The sequence below is a fragment of the Paenibacillus sp. FSL L8-0641 genome, assembly GCF_038006265.1.
Lineage (GTDB): Bacteria > Bacillota > Bacilli > Paenibacillales > Paenibacillaceae > Paenibacillus > Paenibacillus polymyxa_D.
Genome location: NZ_JBBOUW010000001.1, coordinates 2308265 through 2328667 on the forward strand (window position 1 = coordinate 2308265; position 20403 = coordinate 2328667).

Genomic DNA, 20403 nt, shown 5'->3' on the forward strand with positions numbered 1-20403 from the left:
AAAATTGGTTGCGGCCATGCCCATTACACTCCAACAGATTTATATACAAAATTATAGCCAACTTAATATTTGGTGCTGATAGTGTGTACATACAATAAAGTTGTGTACTGAATTCCATAATTTTAAATTTATTCATTAGAAAAAATAGTACTCATCCTGCGTTACTCCACAAATGCGCCCGATTGTGGTATAAGGGATGACTCTAGGTATTGCATTTACATCGTTAAGCACAAAAATAAGATTTTAAAAACAGGAGTATTATTGATTGTTTCCAAACTGGATTTTACTTTTCCATTACGAATTGCACTTTCAATTGTCTTACGTAACCCTGATAAAATAAATTAAATATTTTGAAATAACAAAAAGTAAACACCCTATAAATCCTTATAAAAATCTTTAAAAATGCATATTTTACACTAAAAAATTTGCTTAAAATGAAAACGTACTACAAATCTTTGTTATTGACTAACAGGCTACTTCATCGATTTTAAAGCAATTGTTAGCAAAGAAGGAGAAGACATTATGAACAAAATAGTTGGAAAAGTTGCTGTTATTACTGGAGCAGGTGGCGGATTAGGTAAATATATTGCACTTCGTTTTGCAGAAGAAGGTGCTAAACTGGCATTATGTGATATCAATGCAGAAGGGCTTAACGAAACTACTGAATTATGTAAAAGCAAAGGTGCAGATGTATTTGCAAAAGCATTTGATGCTACTGATCTTAAAGAGTCAACAGCATTTATTTCGGATACGGTTGCACAATATCAAACTGTAGATATTTTAGTAAATTTAGCGATGGCGATTGAGCCACCTCATTCGTTTTTAGATCATACGCGGGAGACTCTAGAACGAAGCTACCAGACGGGTCTTGTTACAACATGGGACTTTATGAAACTTTGCTATCCATACCTGAAAGAAAATGGTGGTAAAATCATTAACTTTGGCTCTGGAAGTGGGAATGAAGGACAAGAAGGCTATGCAGCATATGCAGCGATTAAAGAAGCAATTCGTGGTCTTTCGAGAGTAGCTGCGCGTGAATGGGGACCTGACAATATTAATGTAAATGTCGTAAACCCAGGTGCCATTACAGATGCGATTCAAGCATATTTAGACCAAATGCCTGAAGGTCAACGAGATCCACTTTATTTAGGTTTCTCACAAACTGCTATAAGAAGATTTGGCACGCCTTACGAGGATATTGCACCTGTCGTACTGTTTTTAGCGAGTGAAGACTCTAGACACATTACGGGACAAACAATCAATGTAGATGGCGGTGTCATTATTAACGCTTAATACCTTAAATGAAATAGATGGTGCATATTGCGATCTATGCTATTAATAGGTATGGGTTAATGGAGAGATAGACGAATCTAATAAGAAAAAACTGCTAATCTGCAATGGATTAGCAGTTTTTTTCGTGAACAATCAATTAATGATTGAGTGGATTTTTTCGGTACTGATTTGGTGTTACACCCGTAAATTTTTTAAATAGGCTTGAAAAGTGGCTTTGGTTATTGAAATGAAGCAACATACAAATGTCGGCTACAGAATAGTCCGTTTGGATCAATAATTGTTGTGCCTCTTTTATTTTTTCTTCTTGGATATATTTTCCAATTGGTTTGTTTGTTTCTTTTTTAAAGAGCTGCGATAAATAAACTGGATTTAAATGGACGAGGTCTGCTAAATCCTTTATCGAAATTTGTTCAAATATATGATTGAATATATAGTTTTTACAAGTATTCACAGCCTTAGAATGTGCACTTTCCCTATTTTCATTCATACGGTCAACTAATGAAAATAATAAGTTATCACCAATTAATAAAACTTTTTGTAGGTCAAACGTTTCTTCAACTTTTTGAATGCTAATATCGCTCATTGTATAGGCAATTTCAGGATAAAGACCGCCTTCAATAGCTGCCCTCGTCGCAAGTGCAATATAAATGATGATTTGATTTTTAATGTTACGAAGGTGGCTTTTTTTCGAAAGTTGACTCAATCCCTCCATTTCAATTGATTCTAAATGCTGTAACAGCTTTTCCTTCTTTCCTTCTTTCACATATTGCCATATTTTCTGCTCAGTTTTATGGTCTAAATGAAAAGACGTTTCCAGACGAAGATGCCGTATTGCTTGTTCAATATGAGTGGGTTCAATTTCGTCAAAATTCATTAATTGAGATCTCACTATTTCTTCATCCATAGGCTCTTGGTAGATTAAAAAATACGTGAGTGAACAAAGCGATACAATTTGTTTTTGGTTTAACAGCTCTAATTGACTGTAATAATGGCATAACTCTTGCTGATAACTAGAGGATATTTGATGATCATGCATAATACCATTTACGGTGTTCTCGGTAACCTCAAAGGAAGTGAAAGGTCCGATTATTATCGTTTCTGTGGAAGATGAATGAAATACAATGAGCGTTTCTAGATAGTTTGTTATTCTAATCAAAGGAACGTTTTGTTGATCGCCAGGTTGAATGAGCCTGTTTATAAATGTTTCTATTGAATCAAAAAGAGGATGTCTTAGCTGTTTTCCACTTCTAGTAATACGATGACTTTTATTCTTGAAAATAAAAAGAGGAATATTGTATGTGTCATAGATCAATTGAGAGATATATTCTAAGTTTTGTTTCACCATTATTGCCACTCCTAAATTGATTAAGTAACCTGTCAGTCAATAACTAAGATTTATAGTATAACCTCATTATTGCTATAGACCATGAGTTTCTATGATTGACGTTGAAGTACCCATAACATCGATCACTTTTTCTTTTGGAGATCCTAGAGTAAAAAAAAATGGTGTTTTCTTCTGCAACCCTCTACGGACAATAAAGTAGAGTTCTTGGTCTCACAAAATCATCATTTTCATTCGAGCATATACAATAATATTGAGTTTTGAATTAATTATCAATTACCCTTATTGCTCTAAAAGAGTTCTTATGATGTAACCTACCGTCGGGTCTCTTTAATTTTGAGAACACAACTTTATTGTATTTTTTTCAGTTAGAACTCAACTTTATTGTTCAGAACTCATCTTTATTGGGTTTGATCAGATAGCTCCTGCAAAGGCCTAATTCCTTGAGCTCACCGTGCAGTCTGACGGAAGAACAACATGTCTTCCACGTTTTCATGCCGCTGCTCGCCTTCCCACAATCCATAGGCTCCCAACCGAAAACATAAAAAACCAAACCTTTTTTCCATCGAGCGACAATATAGGGTGTAAGCTGCTTACTCAGGAGGGCCCTCTGAATGCAAAGTGAATCTATGTACCACGTGCTCACAAAAATGATCGAAGGAGATCAGCAGGCGTTTCATACGTTGTATGATGCCACCTATAAGGATGTCTACCGGACCGTCTCTTTTCTGGTGGATCATCCGCAGGATCGCGAAGATATTATGAATGAGATCTACATGCAAATGTGGACCTCGCTTCCCAACTACGATCCGAATCGTCCTTTCCACTTCTGGCTGCACGGCTTGGTCATCCGACAAGTGCAAAGATTCCGGGTGAAAAGCTGGAGGAGATTCCGAATTTTCGAACGCATCCGTGTCTTTTCTCGGGAAGAGTATCATTGGGATCAGCCCACGTTGAGGACGGATGGGACAGACCCCGAGATATCGAGGGCCATGCACAAGCTGACCGATAAACAGCGAACGGTGATCATCCTCCGCTTTTATCACGATTATACGCTGGAGGAGATTGCGACATTACTCGATATTCCGCTGGGTACAGTCAAAGTCCAGATATCATGCCGGCCTGCAGTCGCTTCGAAAACAATTGGGAAATCTCCCGTTGGAAAGGATGGAAAAGAACAATGCCTATTGAAAGTCAAGTCAGCGAGTACCTGCACCAAGAGGCAGAGACCATGGAATGTCCCCCGGCTGTTTCCAAACGAATCGAACAATCCTATTCTCAATACGTACAACGGCAAAGGAGCAAAAAAACGATGAAAAAACGATTGATCGGCGGCATTGTTGCTGCAGTAATTATGATTCCAACCGCGGCATTCGCGGCCCCTCCCCTGATTGAAATGATTACGAGGACACCGATGACAGCCCAACAAGTCAAGATGGATGCGGTTGGCCAAGCAGCGCTTGAAAAGTTGTATCGCTCTTATCCGGAAACCAAGTCGTTTGAAATTATCGACGCCAGCCAGATTGGAGGAGACCCCGCGAATACAAGTCAGGGGAAAGCCATTCAAACAAGCATCGTGCTGCAGGAAAAGGGAGCTCACGGCAAAAAGGTCCGACTTGATTTGAACGGTATCACGGGTGAAATCGAACAAGTGAACCAAGAGAATTGGGAGCCTCAGGAGAAGCCGGTCATCTCCTTAACCGATCAAGAAATCAAATCGAAAGTAGATGACCTCATTAACAAACTGTACGGCAGCTCCAGTAAGTACGAATGTAACATGGAGCCGATGCAGAACCCGGACCAAAAAACATTTATATTGAACTACACCGAAAAGGGATCAACAACGCCGTTTTATCAGGCATTCGTTCAAGGGAATACGATCAGCGTTTCTCTGATCGGAGGCGGCCCTGCTCCATCCGTGGAAGGCTTTTTCATGACTAACGGCAAGCCTGACTATACTGCGGATGCCTTTTTAAACGATGAAGAGCTCTTTTCTTTACTTCACATGAGTCCAGCAGACTTGAAACAAGAATTGGCAAAGGGGGCATCTGTCGTCGAGATCGCAGCATCTAAAAAGATTTCCAAACAACAAGTCATGGACGTAATCGCAAGTACGCAGGCAAAAAAACAAATCCAAGCCGATCCGCATGGTGGAGCTACTGATGACGATCGTACGCTGGAACTATTGAAACGGATTCTGGAACCCAAAGTATTGAAAGTGATTGAACACAAAACGGAAACGCCTTGGTAGGAAGACAATACAGGCGCCAGAAATGGCGCCTGTATTTTATTTTTTAGATATTCTTACATTGCATTCGAAATGCAATAATGGCTTCTTTACAGTCAAAAAATAGGGCATGGGTTGGTTGTTTATGGTCATCATTGATACAGAAGGGAAAGTTCATTTTGAGTCAATTTGAAGACGAAGAAATGCCGGCAGAATAGGCAAAAATCCGACTGCCGAGTGATTGGGACAACGTGCTGAAGCTTTTGGAGAAGTAAACGTCCATGAGCCGCCGAAGGATAAGCCCGAAAACGGCCGTTTTTCGGAAATGGACATAGAAAAGCGGGGATCAGCCAGTTGGCCAAATCTTTGCTTTTTTGCATTGTTCCACGGAAGGCTATTCGACACTGAAGGCTGTGGTACGAAGATCAAAAAGCCCATGTAAATTCCTCCCTGAAAAAAATATACGAGATTATAATTGTTGAAAAATCAAGTTGTCATGGGAAAGGTGAAACTTCCTAAATTACGCATTTAACAAAAAAAAGTGCTATATACTCAATTCCGGTATATTCGCTATTGATTAATTGAATACGTTGGAAAAACTATCAAGTTACCTGTATAATTAACATGAATATTCCAAAAACCATAAAAAATTAGTTGTAAATTACAAAAAAATATTAGTAACTATTTGCATACAAAAATTATACATCAATAGAATAAAAATTAAAGGATAGAGGGAATTACAAATGTAGAAAACATGGTTTACTATGCTTGCTACACTTACAATGGTTGCTGCTTTAGGTGCTTCTGTATCCGCCGCTTCGGTTCCTGCCGCTAGCAAATAACTAAAGATCAGGCGACTCCTTCTGTCGAAGTTCTGCCAGTAGGAACTGGAAGTAACGAAAAAGCGGTAGATAAAATTGGTATTGTAGATAATATGAATAAACCAGTTATAGAAACAACGAGTGATGCTAAAGTCGAAATATTAGATCCAGCAACAGATAAGACGTCTGCTCTTGATCCTAAGAAAATAAGCACTTCAAGCAGCTTAGGGTTATTCAGCATTACGTACCCAACCTCGTTCTGGAACATTAACAGCCAAGGTACTTATATTGCTGAATTTTCAGGTGTAAGAGACACTATTTATACTCACTACTATTTCCCTACAAACAGCTCAGGAGAAATAAAAATTAGAGGAGCTGTGAATGGAGGATTACCCACATTCGGGAAGCTATACCATTACTGCATATGAATTAGGCAGTAATAACGCTGTGTCCAGTTCCACTTTTAAAACAGGTGAGCGCATTTTTGTACGCATTTACAATTTAAATAAAAATAAAAATTATTTCTTTGGTGTTCATATAACAGTGCTAATACCATAAGCGGGGCCTTATCCATCGACCACAGCTAATTGTATAAACGATAAAACACGGGTCCAACAAAAAGGAACCTGTGTTTTTCTTTATGTTACGTGGGCAACGTGTAAGGTTGAATAATAGAATACCTCGGAAAATGTCGCTGTACATTTTCTGATTTTTTTCTACATAAATGGATTATTATGGAGGTAGATAAATGGCTTTTCTAGAGGATAGTTCTAAAAAAGAAGAAATCCGAGAACGTTATGAGCAATTATGGAGTGAACTTTTAGTTAGAGATGAGGAAGAAGCAGAACATGTTATAAAGAAATTAGAATATGAGTTGTTGCCTACCCGTCAGAGAATCCTAAGACGATGCGGGGAAATCCTGTCTCCATTAAAAAAACGTTTTATCTGGATTATCCTTTTTAGTGTGATTGGGTTCTTCCTTTTAGCTTACGTATTATTTATATATGTATCTTTGTGGGTTGAAGATTATTAAGGACGTTTCTGTGAAACCGGAAGAGTCTTTTTTTATGAGCCTGTTGAAACCCTAAATGCTGGTTTTAACCAGCCGGGATATCTGTAAAAAATAGACTCGCTGATCGGCAAGTAAGGGAGCGAGCAGGACAAGAGTGGGGGAAACAGGCTCATGCTACTGGCTCTAAGGCGGCAAGAGCGGCCACCTAAGAGCCAGTACGCACCGCTGCGCCGCTACTCACGCCGATAACTAGAGCGCCTACGCTGGGAGAAAGCGCCCGGCCAAGGCGCTCTACGTTCCTGGCGCTCGCTTAACGCAACCCACGGAGCGAAGGGCCTTGAAAGAGTGATCAAGGAGGGCAAAAAACGCCATGAACGCTACATTTCGCTCATCATCTCAAAACATATGAATTTTGTGGTATAGATTAGAAACTTTCGAATTATTACATACGTCTTATGTAAGGGTGCTTATTGAAAAAGGAGGTAATTCATCTTGAAAAAGGTTATTGTGTTTGTGTTTTTCTTCGTACTTATGTTTCAATCCTGGGCGATTGCTGATGCTGCCAATCCGATATCCGTTAACGCGGTGAATGTGAATGGGAAGTTTATAGCAACCGATGTTTCACCTATTATTAAGGACGGGCGTGTTTTGGTCCCTATACGCACACTTGCTTCACTGGGGGTAACCTATCACTGGGATAGTAAAAGTCAATCTGCTTTCATCACAAAAGGCACAGATCAAATTAAGCTGACGGCCAACAAAAAGGAAGCATTTAAAAATAACAAAGCAGTCCAGGTTGATGTCCCTGTCCAAATGACTCAGGGAAGGATATTGGTACCTATTCGTTTTGTGTCGGAGAATTTTGGCTACAAGGCAAGCTATGAGAAGCTTCGGTCTATTTTATTTATTCAAGACGGTAATTATAAGGTCGATCAAGAGAGCTTACAGGCAGAAGATTTACAAGCAGCGCGTGAGGCAGCTATATCGTTGCCGATTCAATTTTCCTTCAAATCAATTTCTGCTTTGGAAAAACCGGGGGCTAATCAAGGCTATTTTTATGCTTTCCCGAGAGGGGATTCGTCCAGATACATGTATTTTAACAATGTTGGTAATACGGTAGTTGAGATTAAAGATGGAGTAGCTAAGGCGGTTTGGCAATTTACCTCAGGAAATGGTATGGATGATATTGTATCCAGTGCTGGCCAAAGACCAAGTTATAATTACGTCGGATGGGTAACAGACATTACAATGGGTAATGATAGAGATGGAAATTTCAAGATTATATACAAAGATGATAAAGGTCAACAGAAAGATTTCACTGTAAAAGCTGAATCCTATAAAGATGTTATCCAACCTATTCCTAATGAGACGAGAAAACAATAGTTACTGAATCAGTTTATTAAGGACATCCTTAGCAAGGGATGTTCTTTATTTTGCTTATGAATTCAAATTCTAAGCAGCAATGGGTTTTTAGTGAATTACAAATTATTGGAGGTTAGTTGGGTATGAAAAAAATCTTTCTTTCATCTATGCTTACTTTAGGTATGCTTTTAACATTTGCTATTTCGCTTTCTGCTGCACCATCCATTCAATTGGTGATCAATAGTGAGGTCGCTAATTCAGATGCTCCACCTGTTTCCGTTGCAGGAAGGACTATGGTTTCTTTAGCTTCCTTAAAGCCGCTAAAGCTTAATCTAGTCTGGAACGCGGACAAGAAGACGGTGACTGTCAATGCTCCTGGGGTAAAAGAGAAACTTGTGCTTACGATCGGCCAAAAAGAAGCTTCTTATCGAGAAAAAACACTTACTTTGGACGTGCCTGCTCAATTAAACAAGAATCGCGTTGTTGTGCCTTTGCGCTTCATCAGCGAAGCCTTTAAAGCAGAGGTGGAGTGGAAAGCGGACAAAAATACTGTCATTATCCGGAGTGCTGACCAAGTAGAAACATATAAGAAGCTGTATCAAGGTACGGATTTGGTGGCGGCACGTAAAATCGCTGTAAATCTTCCTTCTAAGGATGAAAATGCGCTTCATAATACCGAGGAGGGTGTTTATTATCAGTATATCTTTCCTGAAGGAGAAGCATTGAGATATTATTATGTTGTTGGGAATTTATATACTTACTATGAAATTAAGGATGATGTTAAACATATAGTTTGGGAAGGTGTAGAAGAAGATTCGAGGAAGAAAATGAAAGAAAAAGGAAAGCGTCCATCGGAAGACAAAACACAATATTATTTTTTACAAGAACGTGTGGATCATAGTGTCACATATGGTAAAGTGGGGACCGAGAAGCCAGTAACGCAAGCTTTGCCTAAAAATACTACAGGATTAGCAGATATTATTGTACCTATTTCCGGCGAAGTAAGGAAAGATCAAATAAAATAGATTTTTCACTTCATTTTGGACGTTCTGAGCAATAAGGGACGTCCTTATCTATGCTTTCCTTTTAAGTTTTCTGATCCGAGCTTCAGGAAGTCGATAGGCTAAAAAAAACAATTAGTAGGGGGCTAGAGAAATCTAGGAGCACCCCTTTTTTCTGATTTTGATAAGATTAACGCACACACCAATAAGTAAATATAGCTCTGCAAGCAGAAAAATTAATTGATCTGACCATAAAAAGTCTTTAGTTGAAAATATGGATATGATAACTCCGAATGAAATGAGAAGCATAAATAATTCTACAACCCAATCAGTTATCCTACTGGTCTTCCCATTTTTCTGATATGTTGCATGAATAGCGCGTACAATTAAACGGATTATTAATGATGCTAACAACCAGTTATAAAGAGTGTTCGGATAATTATATGAAATTCGCAAAACTAGACTAGCTATGAGCCATACCAAAAGAACAAAAGTTAAATAATAAGGATTTTTTAGCATCGTTCTCTCCCCTCACCTAGTTTACAGTTATACAATTATTATACAGTTTTTGCGTGCAAGTTTACAAAAATGAGCATAATTCGTAAAGGAAAGTAATTTCGGAAAAGGTCATTGTTTAGAAAAGGCGTTTTTGGAGGAATCCAAGAGCGTTCTTTTTTAATGGCCGGTTGTAACCCTAAAGGCTGGTTTGAACCAGCCTGGATACTGTAGCAAGCGGCTGGCTTCCAGATCGGTGAGCAGGAGAGTAGGCAGGATAAGACAGGGAAGCAGGCTCATTGCTACTGGCTCTAAGGTGGCAAGACCCACGGAGCGAATGAAGGACCTTGAAAAGGGATTAGGGAGGGCAAAAAACACCATGAACGCTACATTTCGCTCATCATCTCAAAACATATGAATTTTGTGGTATAGATTAGAAACTTTCGAATTATTTCATACGTCTTATGTAAGGGTGCTTATTGAAAAAGGAGGTAATTTATCTTGAAAAAGGTTATTGTGTTTGTGTTTTTCTTCGTACTTATGTTTCAATCCTGGGCGATTGCTGATGCTGCCAATCCGATATCCGTTAACGCGGTGAATGTGAATGGGAAGTTTATAGCAACCGATGTTTCACCTATTATTAAGGACGGGCGTGTTTTGGTCCCTATACGCACGCTTGCTTCACTTGGGGTAACCTATCAATGGGATAGTAAAAGTCAATCTGCCCTCATCACAAAAGGCACAGATCAAATTAAGTTGACGGCCAGCAAAAAAGAAGCATTTAAAAATAACAAAACGGTTCAGGTAGATGTTCCTGTCCAAGTAACTCAGGGAAGGATATTGGTTCCTATTCGTTTTGTGTCGGAGAATTTTGGCTATAAGGCAAGCTATGAGAAGCTTCGGTCTATTCTATTTATTCAAGACGGTAATTATAAGGTAGACCAAGAGAACTTACAGGCAGAAGATTTACAAACCGCTCGTCAGGCTGCTATATCGTTGCCGGTTCAATTTTCTTTCAAATCGCTTTCTTCTTTAGAAAAACCTGGGGCTAATAAAGAATACAATTACATTTTCCCAAGAGGGGATTCTTCCAGATACATGTATGGAAACAATGTTGGTAATACGGTAGTTGAAGTTAAAGATGGAGTGGCCAAGGCAGTCTGGCAGTTTACTGTATCCAGGGGTCTGGAAGATATTGCATCAAGTGCTGGAAAGAGACCTAGCTATAATTACGTTCAATGGGTGACTGATATCTTGATGTTTAATGATGAGCATGGAAATATCAAAGCTGTATACAAAGATGATAAAGGTCAACAAAAAGATCTCACTGCAAAGGCGAAATCCTATACAGATATTATCCAACCTATTCCTAATGAGACGAGAAAACACTAGCTAATACTGAATCGATGTATTAATACTACTAAGCTCAATTTAGTTTGAAATGCTGACAAGAAGACACTATTGAGGTGAATATAATTATGAATACATTTTTCAAAGCGGCTTTTGCATCAACAATATCTTTTAGTATGCTTGCTAGCGGTGTTTCTGGAGCAGCCTCCAAGTCCATTATTGTGCAAGTGAATAACGTACCCATGCCAGGGGATGTAGACCCCTATGTTCAGAATGGTTCCACATTAGTAGCATTGAATATGATAAGATCGATTCCTGGTGTAACGATCAACTGGAACAATACTTCTAAAACGGTAACTGTAGATAATAACGGAACAAAATCAACACTGGTGGCTGGTAAAAAAGAGACAATGGTAGGTGATAAAAAAGTAACGCTGTCTACCTCTTCTGCAATGAAAAATGGTCGTGTTATGGTACCGCTGCGTTTCATTGCAGATGCGTCCGGTTCTCAAGTGTACTGGGATGCCCCAGATCGTACAGTTTACGTAGCAAAGCCGACAGAAGAGATGCTGAAAGAAATCCAATCTAGCGATATTTCTGTAGCTCGTCATGGTGCATACAGTCTTCCACGTATTGCCAAAGTTAATGTACTGTCAGGTAAAGAAGGGGATAGTATGGCTTATATTCGCTACTTCCAAAAAAACCAATCCAGTGAATTTTTTGAACAACACATGGACAGTGTGAATTACTATCGTATCATTGACACGCATGTAGAGCTGCTCTGGTCTGCAAGGCTGAATCTGCAACAGGAAGCTAGAAATGCAAACCTGCCGTTCCTCACCAACAAAATTGTTGAACAAAGCGGCAAAATGCCAACGATCCAAAAGGGCGTAGTTTATTATAATTATAGCGTTCCGGGTGGAACCACGTTCGGGACTATTGATAAAGCTGGCAAAAAAACTCGTCTGGGGGAAGCGGCTGAAGATCAGGCGAAGCAAATGTTTTTCTCTATTCCAGAAGAAGAACAGCTATAAAAGGGAACTTAGGGAACCGACTCTTAAGGAGGAAACTATGAAATTCGTGCAGATTATGTCTGTAGGTGCGATAGTGATGTTAGTGATTTCAGGGTGTAGTGGTAAGGCAAGCTCAAATCATCAACTACCTCAGACCGAAGTGAATAATACCGGGGTAAACAGCACAAAGGAAGGTGTAAAAAAAGTAGACGAAAAAGCAACTGTAGAAACATCTAGAGCAACTGTTAAAAAGGTGAATACCTTAGATTATTCTCAGTATGATAATAACCAAGACAAATCTAAGGTTGTAGTTTCGGGGAAACAGATTGTATGGAAAAATAAAGACGTTACTTTTACAGCAAAATTAACTAACGCTAAAGGGGAAGAAGCCGCCGAAGCCAATGAAGTTGTGAATTCTATGAAAATAAAAGGTAAGCGTGGAGAGCAACTCGTTAAGCTCAACCCACGACCTTTGAGAGTTAACTCACTTTCCTTATCTAAAAGCAACCAGGTAGCTCTTCATGTAAGCGATCACGAGGGGAGTAGACTTATTTTAATTAATTTATCCGATGGGACTCAAACTATTGTAAACATGTTTGAGATGAATAGTGACGGAGCCGGGAGCGAAAAGATTGATGCCTATAACTGGTCGCCTGATGGAAAAAAGATTGCGTTTGGAATCGGTGATTTAGGTTCAAGTTATATCGGACTATACAATGTTGAGCGTAAGAGCTATATGCATGTGTCCGATAAGGACTTTACATTAATTTCATCTATAGTTTGGCATAAAGATGGGAAAAGTTTTGACTTTGTGAGTAAAGGTGACGATTCTCCACAAGCAGTACTCTATACTTACTCAGAAACAAAAAAATCAATTTTAAAGAAGGGTTCTCTAACTAAGAATGATGAGCAGAAGATATCTCAATTAACACCGAAATCTTGATTGACATATACAGAGAGAGTATTTTGAAACCGTATCATCTATATAGTCATAATTTTAAACTCCACTTTTTTCGACTTTAATGCACTCTATCAACATTATAGATTTACTTTTGAATATTTAATGATTGCTTGTGGCCAACAAAGGGCTGAAAGAGAATGTTGCTACGTTATGCTTATATGCGACCTCTTCAACCAAGAAATGATCGTTTTAAAGCGATCCAAGGAAGACGGCGTCGCTCTTGTACAAACCGAACAAAATCTTATGTTGTTCAGTTTGTGTTGATAATTGATACCAGACTTTTACAATGGTTGAAGTATAAATTTAGGTGGGAGTTGCTTATGAGAATTTCCATGAGTAAGTTACTAAAACGCTATGCAGCGATTTTGTTGGGCTACGCAATAGTTATAGGGTTATTTTACGCTTTGGGATATAAGATGAGCGCTATGGGAATCTATGCAATTTTGACAGGAATTGTGACTGGAGAAATAATCAACTTCGTATTATCAAAGCGAGAGAAATGAACCTAGGTATCCCCTGATTGCATCTACATCAGGGGATTTTTCATGTAATTAAAAGGTCCAACAGAGTTTCTGCATGGGACCTCTATATCATTACTGGTGAGAATCCACATGGGGAAATGAATTAGTCATGTCAACTCTGTGAAACCTTTTACTTGGATCAACCCAATCATTTCAGGATGCCACTCGTCCTACATGTCCCAATATGTGTAAGTTATGCTGAATTTTCGTTATAAACATTAGTTGCATAATATATTGACATATGGTTAATTATGGAGAAGAATAGAGGGTGATTTTTAAAATAATGGAATTTTTATGTGAAGGGTGGTTATGACTTGAAGCATACACCTACGATTTCAGCGGAGTTTGAGGATTATCTAAAACAAAATGATATGACATTGAGTCAATTTGCCGAATATTCAGGGGTTCATCAAAGAACGCTTAGTAATTGGATTACTCAGCATCGTCCTGTTTCCGTACAGCAGCTAGACCGAATTACTGCGGCTATGGATTTGCCAGAAGGCTATTTTTATGACCTATACATAGAAAATTACATCATTGACCTTTCCCCGAATTTTAGGCGAATCGAGCCATTATTGTATCGTTGTGCGGAGCTGGACAAGCTGGATGCAATCCGTCGAATGGTTGGACATATCATGGATAATCCGCTGTATGCGTCCAGGCTATTTGATGTTGCAGAAGCATTATTTGAACAGGGACGACATGCTGCTGCGCTGCCTCTCTATGAGAATGTCGCAGAAGTGGAGAAATATCAGCATTCTGAACGCTTGGCGACCTGCCAATATCGTATATTCACGATTCAAGTTGGAGATGATCAGAGCCGTAATCTCAAGGCAGCCACGCTATTTGAACCCTTTGTGGAACGTCTAGATGAAATAGATCAGCTTGATGCTTTAAAAGATTTGGCGAATGTGTATCGTTCTTTACGCTTATGGGACAGGCTTGATGTGACCGCTCGAAAAATGAGAGTTAGAGCGGAAATCCAATATACATTAGAGCATAAGCAGAAAAAACGAAAGCCTGCGGAACTTGAAAAGAGGCTGAGCCGTCCATTGTTTGTGTACATCACCTATTCTGATTTACTGTGTGCCAGTGTATATGAGGCCAAAGGCGACTATGAGCAGGCATTAGAATATACATACGCCTACGCTAATTTAGATTGGGTCAAAGAGAGGGACGAGGATACTCTGCAATGGATTAAACAGTTTCAAGATTGGGCAGAAGGTAATACTTACGTGTATAAGCTTTTATCAGGGGAAGTAAGCGTACTTCCTTATTACCTAGATTATATTTGCACCTCATCCGAAACATCAGAAAAGGAAATGATAGCTAAGTTGATGAACGTTGTAATTGCGGCTAATCAATTCCAGCTAGATGTGAATGATATATTCTTGCGCTTTGAAAGGCAGATTAATTCTTTTGCTCAACAGCAACCTTCTACTGATATGTACACACAGCGAGTCGTGCCGGATCAGTATGCACGTTTTGGATATGAGCTAGCTTATTATTATTTGCACCGAGGTATGTATAGTGATGGTTTTAAACATTTGCTCTGTTCATTGGAAAACTCGAATACACTAAATAATGTGACTTGCTTTAAAAACTGTTTGGGGCTATTCGTACATTTTAAGACTTACGCTGTCCCTGAAATCAAAGCAGGATTTTACAATTTTATTGAGAAAGTGTGGTTAGGAAATGTTAAAAAAAATGGTTCTATTGATTGTCGTAACTAGCTTCTTGTTTATCGTGTATGTACCTGTTCAATCACATAACCAGATTATCCATCTTCAGGAAACAATAGGAGGTGCTTAATCAGGGGAGCTAAGGAGTAACGATTGGTTGCCTCAGTTTCTTGGGCATTGTGATTCCAAGTTTAATACTGAACCAACTGAAAATAAACATATACCGACAAAAGTGCCTCTGGAATGTTCCAGAAGCGCTTTTTTTGTTAAGCGTATTTTAAAAAAAACCAAAAATTTACGTTTTGCATTAGAATATGACACAGAAGGGGGAATCATGCTGATGAATCCAGGTGTGACTTTACTTCGTGTCGAACGGGCCAGAAAAAGACTGTACCAAGTCCAGAAGAAATACGGATTTTTAACGCATCCCAAAGTGATTGAACAATCCATAAAACTGGATAAACTATTGAATCAATACCAAACCTGCAAAATGAAATCTTAGCTAATATGTATGCTTGACGCGCTTTTAAAAGAAGAAGACGAACTCCAATCTCCAAACCCCAAACCCCGATAAAAATTCTAAATCCTATACTATAGAAGAGGTGATAACGTTGCTGAACAAACGAAATCCTGTAACCCCTTTCGGCTGGAAAATCAAACAAAAGCTAGTTGAAATTCAAATGGATCAGAGAACATTTTGTGATACCTACCATATTCCTGCTAGTCGCTTGTCTAATCTCATTCATGGAACACGTAAGGCCAAAAAATATAGAGTACAAGTATGTCAATTGCTTGGGATCGAAGAATAACCCTCTTTCTCCTTTATGGATACAGGACATCCTAATGATATGTAAGCTACAGTGGCAAAGGACTCCAGGTTTCTTTAATATAGATTGTACATAGGATGTTTAATACAAGGAGTGGAAAGGGGCGATGGGGATGTTCTCCAGAATGGCAGAGCAGAAGATTGCCGAGGCGATGGCCAAAGGTGAGTTTGATCATTTACCGGGAGAGGGCAAGCCACTGGTGATCGAGGATTTGTCACATGTTCCAGAGGAGCTGCGGATGTCGTACAAGCTGTTGAAGAATGCAGGCATTTTACCGGAAGAGCTTCAGTTACAAAAGGAATGTGTCCAGCTACGTGATTTGCTTCACGCTTGCCATGAGGCAGGAGAGCAACAGCGGATCAGTCGCAGGCTGACTGAAAAATCACTTCGTCTCCGTATGCTGCTGGAGGAAAGAGGGCTGAATACGTCATCTGTATTTTATGAATATGAGTCCGCTATGCGTAAGCGACTGGAGGAATAGAGACGAGCGGAGCAAAGGACGGAATGCCTTTGCCCGTACACTTTGATTTCCGCGCTTTACCTCATTACCGTTGCAGTGCAGATAATCTTGTGAGGCATTGTTTCGTCAGGATGACAGGTTCTTTGGGCAGCTTGTCCAAATGAAAGTTATCGATTAAATCCTCAGCCTTCACAGGCACCGGTGAATCCAGCAGCCCGGAAAAATAGGCGAGCCAGCCAATGACTGCTTCCGGTGTGACCCCTTGTCGGCGCATAGCTCGGAGTGCTACACCACCATGTCGTTTGGCCAGCCTTCGTCCATCAGGGCCTAGGACAAGGGGAACGTGTGCGAAACGTGGCGGCTGCAACCCCAAAGCTTGGTACAGCAATAGCTGACGGGGCGTTGAATCGAGAAGATCATACCCGCGTAGTACGTCGGTCATATGCATATCCGCATCATCGACAACGACAGCCAGCTGATAGGAAAACATGCCGTCGGCTCGTTTGACGATAAAATCGCCCCCCTCTGCCGTACCGAAGGCCACATGACCTGCTACCTGATCATGAAACGAAATAACGGCATCTGGATATTGCGGTACTTTAAAGCGAAGTGAAGGGAGTTTATATTGTGCTTTGGCTACGGCATCTTGAGAGCTAAGGCTACGACATGCCCCCGAATACGCAGGCCCTTCACCAGACAGTCCATGCGGAGCATGAGCGGCAGCCAGAATGTCAGCTCGACTGCAAAAACAAGGATACAGTAAATCTTGCCTCTGTAGTTTCTCCAATGCAGACTGGTAGCGTTCCAGCCGCTGGCTTTGAGTGTAGGGGCCGTAGGGACCGCCTACGTCGGGTCCTTCGTCCCAGTCCAGACCAATCCAGCGCAAATCTTCCATACTCCCTTGCGCCAACTGGCTGCGAGCTCGCGTCATATCAATATCTTCCATGCGCAAAATATAGGTTCCACCCAGGGAGCGAACGTGCAGCCAGGATAATAAGGCAGTACGAGCGTTTCCTAAGTGTATCCATCCCGATGGTGTTGGGGCAAATCGCCCTCTGATGGGTTGGGCCTGTAATTCCATACGAAAGTGACCTCGATTCTATATTCCGTCCTTCAGCAATCCATATCAACCATATTATAAAACGATCTTGCCGCGAGTGCATCCCGACAGGTATAGGAGCTAACACAGGAAACTTACATAGCCGCGATGGCCAGACGGGAAATTTAAATATCTGTATAATAGATTTAGAAGAATTATGCACGATAGACCGAAGAGAAGTCCCAGAGGGGGCAGCATACCTTTTCTATTCAAGATTCGATAATTACAGGTAATGAAAAATTCACAATAATAAAGGAATTAAAACTTAGATTCTACGCATCAAGCGTATCATTGGAGAGATTTCATTGACAGATAAACAACTGCCTATTATGCAAGTGATCCCCGAGCTTAAACATACACTGCAATCCCATTCGGCGGCGGTACTGATTGCACAGCCGGGAGCGGGGAAAACGACGGTAACACCGCTGGAGCTACTGCATGAGCCGTGGCTGGCAGGGCAAAAAATGATTATGCTGGAGCCGAGGCGTTTGGCAGCGCGTGCAGCAGCAGCGCAAATGGCAAAAGCGCTCGGAGAGCCCACCGGGAAGACCGTGGGTTACCGGGTTCGTATGGATACAAAGGTAGGGCCAAACACACGGATTGAAGTGGTTACGGAGGGTGTACTGACCCGGATGCTGCAACATGATCAGGCGTTGGAGGGAGTCGGGCTGATTATTTTTGATGAGTTTCATGAACGCAGCCTGCATGCAGACTTGGGATTGGCACTTGCTCTACAAAGCCAGGCGTTGCTGCGACCGGATTTGAAGATATTGATCATGTCTGCCACCCTGGAGGCAGAGCCTGTATGCAGACTATTAGGGGATGCGCCATTGCTGGAATGTCCAGGCACTGTATTTCCGGTAGAAACCTTTCATATGTCCAAACCTTCGTCAACTTCATTAGAGTCCTTTACGGCTGAGACGGTAGAAAAGGCACTTCATACTCATGAAGGTGATCTGCTGGTGTTTTTACCAGGGGCTAGAGAAATTCACAGAACGGAACGAGAATTGGCTTCAAAGCATTTACCAGCACATGTCAAGGTCATTCCGCTGTATGGGAGCATGAAGCTGGAGCAGCAGGATGAGGCAATACGCCCGTCGGCTTCGGGCAGTCGAAAAGTGGTATTGGCCACCTCGATTGCCGAGTCTAGCTTGACCATAGCGGGGATCACGGTGGTGATCGATAGCGGACTGTCGCGGGAGTCGGTATTTTCCGCGCGAACTGGCATGAGCCGTTTGACTACCGTCAAGGTGTCCAAGGCCTCCGCCGACCAGCGGCGCGGACGGGCGGGGCGTCTCCAGCCGGGCGTATGCTACCGGCTGTGGAGCGCGCAGGAGCATGCAGCGCTCCCCGAAGCCAGCCGCCCGGAGATCGCGGCGGCGGATCTGGCCCCGCTCGCGCTAGAACTGGCGGCCTGGGGCGTGCGCGAGCCCGCCGAGCTGGCCTGGCTGGATGCCCCGCCTGAGGCCGCGTACGGCCAGGCCACAGGTCTGCTGCACCAGCTCGGCTGTCTGGATGAAGCAGCCGATGGCACTACAGGCGTCATCACCGCGCATGGGCGCGAGGTGTCCGCCTTGGGCACGCACCCGCGCCTCGGGCACATGCTGTTGCGCGCAGCGGCCCTCGGCCTGGCACCAACTGCCAGCCGTCTGGCTGCGCTGCTGCAAGAGCGGGACCCGTTCCGCGCTCATGGCGGAACGGATTTGCGCCCGCGGCTGGATGCCCTGCGCGAGGCGACCCATGCCCGCAGCACGCACAGCCTGCTGCGGACGGCAGACGATACGGTGATTCGCCGTATCGTGCAAGAGAGCCGACAGCTGCTAGCCACGCTGCCGATAGCTGCCGCAGCGCAGGACGAGCCTGACGGCTCCACGGCCTGCGGGCTACTGCTGGCCTTTGCGTATCCGGACCGGATTGCGCAGGGCCGGGGGGATGGCCGCTTTTTGCTTAGCGGCGGCCGAGGGACGCGACTCCGACAAGTGGAGTGGATGTCGCGTTCATCCTATCTCGTCGCCGCCGAAGTGGACGACGAGGGAGCAGATGGTGCCATTCAGTTGGCGGCACCGGTTGAACTGCAAGAGCTGGTCCAGCATTGCAGCAATTTGTTGCTGGAACAAGCCAGCGTATACTGGGATAGCTCCGCCTCAGCAGTGAGAGCCCGCAAGGTACTGCGACTGGGCTCACTCGTCTTAAAGGAAACGTCCTATGAGCGACCTCCGGCAGAGGAAGTTGCTGCCGCCTTGATGCAGGGTGTCCGTGAACGCGGTCTGAAGCTGTTGTCATGGAATCGGCAAACCCTCCAGTTGCAGGCTCGTTTGATTTTTATGCACTTCTCAGCGCCTGAAGACTGGCCGGACTGCACGGAATTGGCATTGCTGGATTCACTGGAATCGTGGCTGTTGCCTTTTGCTCTAGGAGCCAAAAACGTATCCGATCTGCAACGGCTGGACAGTGCTGCATTGCTGCTTGGCAGGCTGGACTGGGAACAGCGGCAGCAGCTTGATCAGGAAGCGCCGACGCATATCCGTGTACCCAGCGGTTCCCGCATTCCTGTCGATTATTCGAATCCTGAGGCACCAGCGCTGGCCGTACGACTACAAGAATTGTTCGGTATGAGGGATACGCCTCGTATTGGACGCGGACGTGTGCCCATTGTATTGCATTTACTGTCACCTGCCCAGCGACCTGTCCAAGTGACATCCGACTTGTCCAGCTTCTGGAACGAGGCTTATTTTGAAGTCAAAAAGGACCTGAAAGGCAGATATCCCAAGCATTATTGGCCGGATGATCCACTGGAAGCTGTGGCGACCAACAGAGCAAAGCCAAAGCGTTAAATAGAAGCTGTTTTATGCTAATCGACTTTTTGAATTTTTGTAAAATCGTTTAAACGTCATAATAGCGGGGTAATGAAAAACGAACCACTCAACACTAAAATAT

At 42.2% G+C, this 20403-nt stretch carries 18 protein-coding genes and 1 pseudogene; 16 read left to right on the forward strand and 3 right to left on the reverse strand.

Annotated features, from left to right (window positions below):
* The first annotated feature begins 522 nt into the window (after positions 1-522).
* On the forward strand, positions 523-1293 hold the full coding sequence (locus MKY16_RS10550; RefSeq protein WP_069011427.1) for an SDR family NAD(P)-dependent oxidoreductase: 771 nt from the start codon (positions 523-525) through the stop codon (positions 1291-1293).
* Between the two features lie 136 nt (positions 1294-1429).
* Here the strand turns inward: MKY16_RS10550 and MKY16_RS10555 are convergent, their stop codons facing one another.
* Positions 1430-2638, reverse strand: coding sequence for a helix-turn-helix domain-containing protein (locus MKY16_RS10555; RefSeq protein ID WP_340955256.1), 1209 nt, complete (start codon positions 2636-2638; stop codon positions 1430-1432).
* Positions 2639-3249: 611 nt separating this feature from the next.
* Here MKY16_RS10555 and MKY16_RS10560 point away from each other — a divergent pair.
* Together MKY16_RS10560 and MKY16_RS10565 are read left to right on the forward strand one after the other, a co-directional pair.
* A pseudogene (locus MKY16_RS10560) lies at positions 3250-3826 on the forward strand (sigma-70 family RNA polymerase sigma factor).
* Complete coding sequence (locus tag MKY16_RS10565) at positions 3816-4886, forward strand: hypothetical protein (protein WP_340955257.1); 1071 nt, start codon at positions 3816-3818, stop codon at positions 4884-4886. The pseudogene MKY16_RS10560 and the gene MKY16_RS10565 overlap by 11 nt, the downstream one beginning before the upstream one ends.
* A 150-nt stretch (positions 4887-5036) precedes the next feature.
* Here the strand turns inward: MKY16_RS10565 and MKY16_RS10570 are convergent, their stop codons facing one another.
* A complete protein-coding gene (locus MKY16_RS10570; RefSeq protein WP_340955259.1) occupies positions 5037-5300 on the reverse strand; it encodes a hypothetical protein in 264 nt (87 codons plus the stop codon).
* Between the two features lie 496 nt (positions 5301-5796).
* Between MKY16_RS10570 and MKY16_RS10575 the strand changes: the two genes are divergently transcribed.
* The 12 genes from MKY16_RS10575 (at position 5797) to MKY16_RS10630 (ending at position 16388) form a co-directional block, all read left to right on the forward strand.
* Positions 5797-6111, forward strand: coding sequence for a hypothetical protein (locus MKY16_RS10575; protein WP_340955261.1), 315 nt, complete (start codon positions 5797-5799; stop codon positions 6109-6111).
* Between the two features lie 320 nt (positions 6112-6431).
* Positions 6432-6716, forward strand: coding sequence for a hypothetical protein (locus tag MKY16_RS10580; protein WP_340955262.1), 285 nt, complete (start codon positions 6432-6434; stop codon positions 6714-6716).
* A gap of 471 nt (positions 6717-7187) precedes the next feature.
* A complete protein-coding gene (locus MKY16_RS10585; protein WP_340955263.1) occupies positions 7188-8078 on the forward strand; it encodes a copper amine oxidase N-terminal domain-containing protein in 891 nt (296 codons plus the stop codon).
* A 122-nt stretch (positions 8079-8200) separates the two neighbouring features.
* On the forward strand, positions 8201-9082 hold the full coding sequence (locus MKY16_RS10590) for a copper amine oxidase N-terminal domain-containing protein (RefSeq protein ID WP_340955264.1): 882 nt from the start codon (positions 8201-8203) through the stop codon (positions 9080-9082).
* Positions 9083-10054: 972 nt separating this feature from the next.
* Positions 10055-10945 carry a copper amine oxidase N-terminal domain-containing protein gene (locus tag MKY16_RS10595; protein WP_340955265.1) on the forward strand — a complete coding sequence of 297 codons (891 nt, stop codon included), beginning with the start codon at positions 10055-10057 and terminating at the stop codon, positions 10943-10945.
* Positions 10946-11031: 86 nt separating this feature from the next.
* Positions 11032-11937: a copper amine oxidase N-terminal domain-containing protein gene (locus MKY16_RS10600; protein WP_340955266.1), complete on the forward strand. Its 906-nt coding sequence runs from the start codon at positions 11032-11034 to the stop codon at positions 11935-11937.
* 37 nt (positions 11938-11974) lie between these two features.
* Positions 11975-12859 (forward strand): PD40 domain-containing protein, encoded by an 885-nt coding sequence (locus MKY16_RS10605; protein WP_069010249.1) that lies wholly within the window; start codon positions 11975-11977, stop codon positions 12857-12859.
* Positions 12860-13197: 338 nt separating this feature from the next.
* Positions 13198-13380, forward strand: a complete 183-nt coding sequence (locus MKY16_RS10610; protein WP_318626624.1) for a hypothetical protein — start codon at positions 13198-13200, stop codon at positions 13378-13380.
* A 332-nt stretch (positions 13381-13712) separates the two neighbouring features.
* Positions 13713-15131: a helix-turn-helix transcriptional regulator gene (locus tag MKY16_RS10615; protein ID WP_340955269.1), complete on the forward strand. Its 1419-nt coding sequence runs from the start codon at positions 13713-13715 to the stop codon at positions 15129-15131.
* Between the two features lie 283 nt (positions 15132-15414).
* Complete coding sequence (locus MKY16_RS10620) at positions 15415-15582, forward strand: aspartyl-phosphate phosphatase Spo0E family protein (RefSeq protein WP_318627071.1); 168 nt, start codon at positions 15415-15417, stop codon at positions 15580-15582.
* Positions 15583-15694: 112 nt separating this feature from the next.
* Positions 15695-15889 carry an XRE family transcriptional regulator gene (locus MKY16_RS10625; protein WP_340957564.1) on the forward strand — a complete coding sequence of 65 codons (195 nt, stop codon included), beginning with the start codon at positions 15695-15697 and terminating at the stop codon, positions 15887-15889.
* 124 nt (positions 15890-16013) lie between these two features.
* Positions 16014-16388 (forward strand): DnaJ family domain-containing protein, encoded by a 375-nt coding sequence (locus MKY16_RS10630; RefSeq protein WP_076264218.1) that lies wholly within the window; start codon positions 16014-16016, stop codon positions 16386-16388.
* A gap of 64 nt (positions 16389-16452) precedes the next feature.
* Here the strand turns inward: MKY16_RS10630 and gluQRS are convergent, their stop codons facing one another.
* Complete coding sequence (gluQRS, locus tag MKY16_RS10635; protein ID WP_340955271.1) at positions 16453-17448, reverse strand: tRNA glutamyl-Q(34) synthetase GluQRS; 996 nt, start codon at positions 17446-17448, stop codon at positions 16453-16455.
* 323 nt (positions 17449-17771) lie between these two features.
* Here gluQRS and hrpB point away from each other — a divergent pair, with 323 nt between their 5' ends.
* Positions 17772-20300 carry an ATP-dependent helicase HrpB gene (gene hrpB / locus MKY16_RS10640; RefSeq protein WP_340955273.1) on the forward strand — a complete coding sequence of 843 codons (2529 nt, stop codon included), beginning with the start codon at positions 17772-17774 and terminating at the stop codon, positions 20298-20300.
* Positions 20301-20403 lie beyond the last annotated feature (103 nt).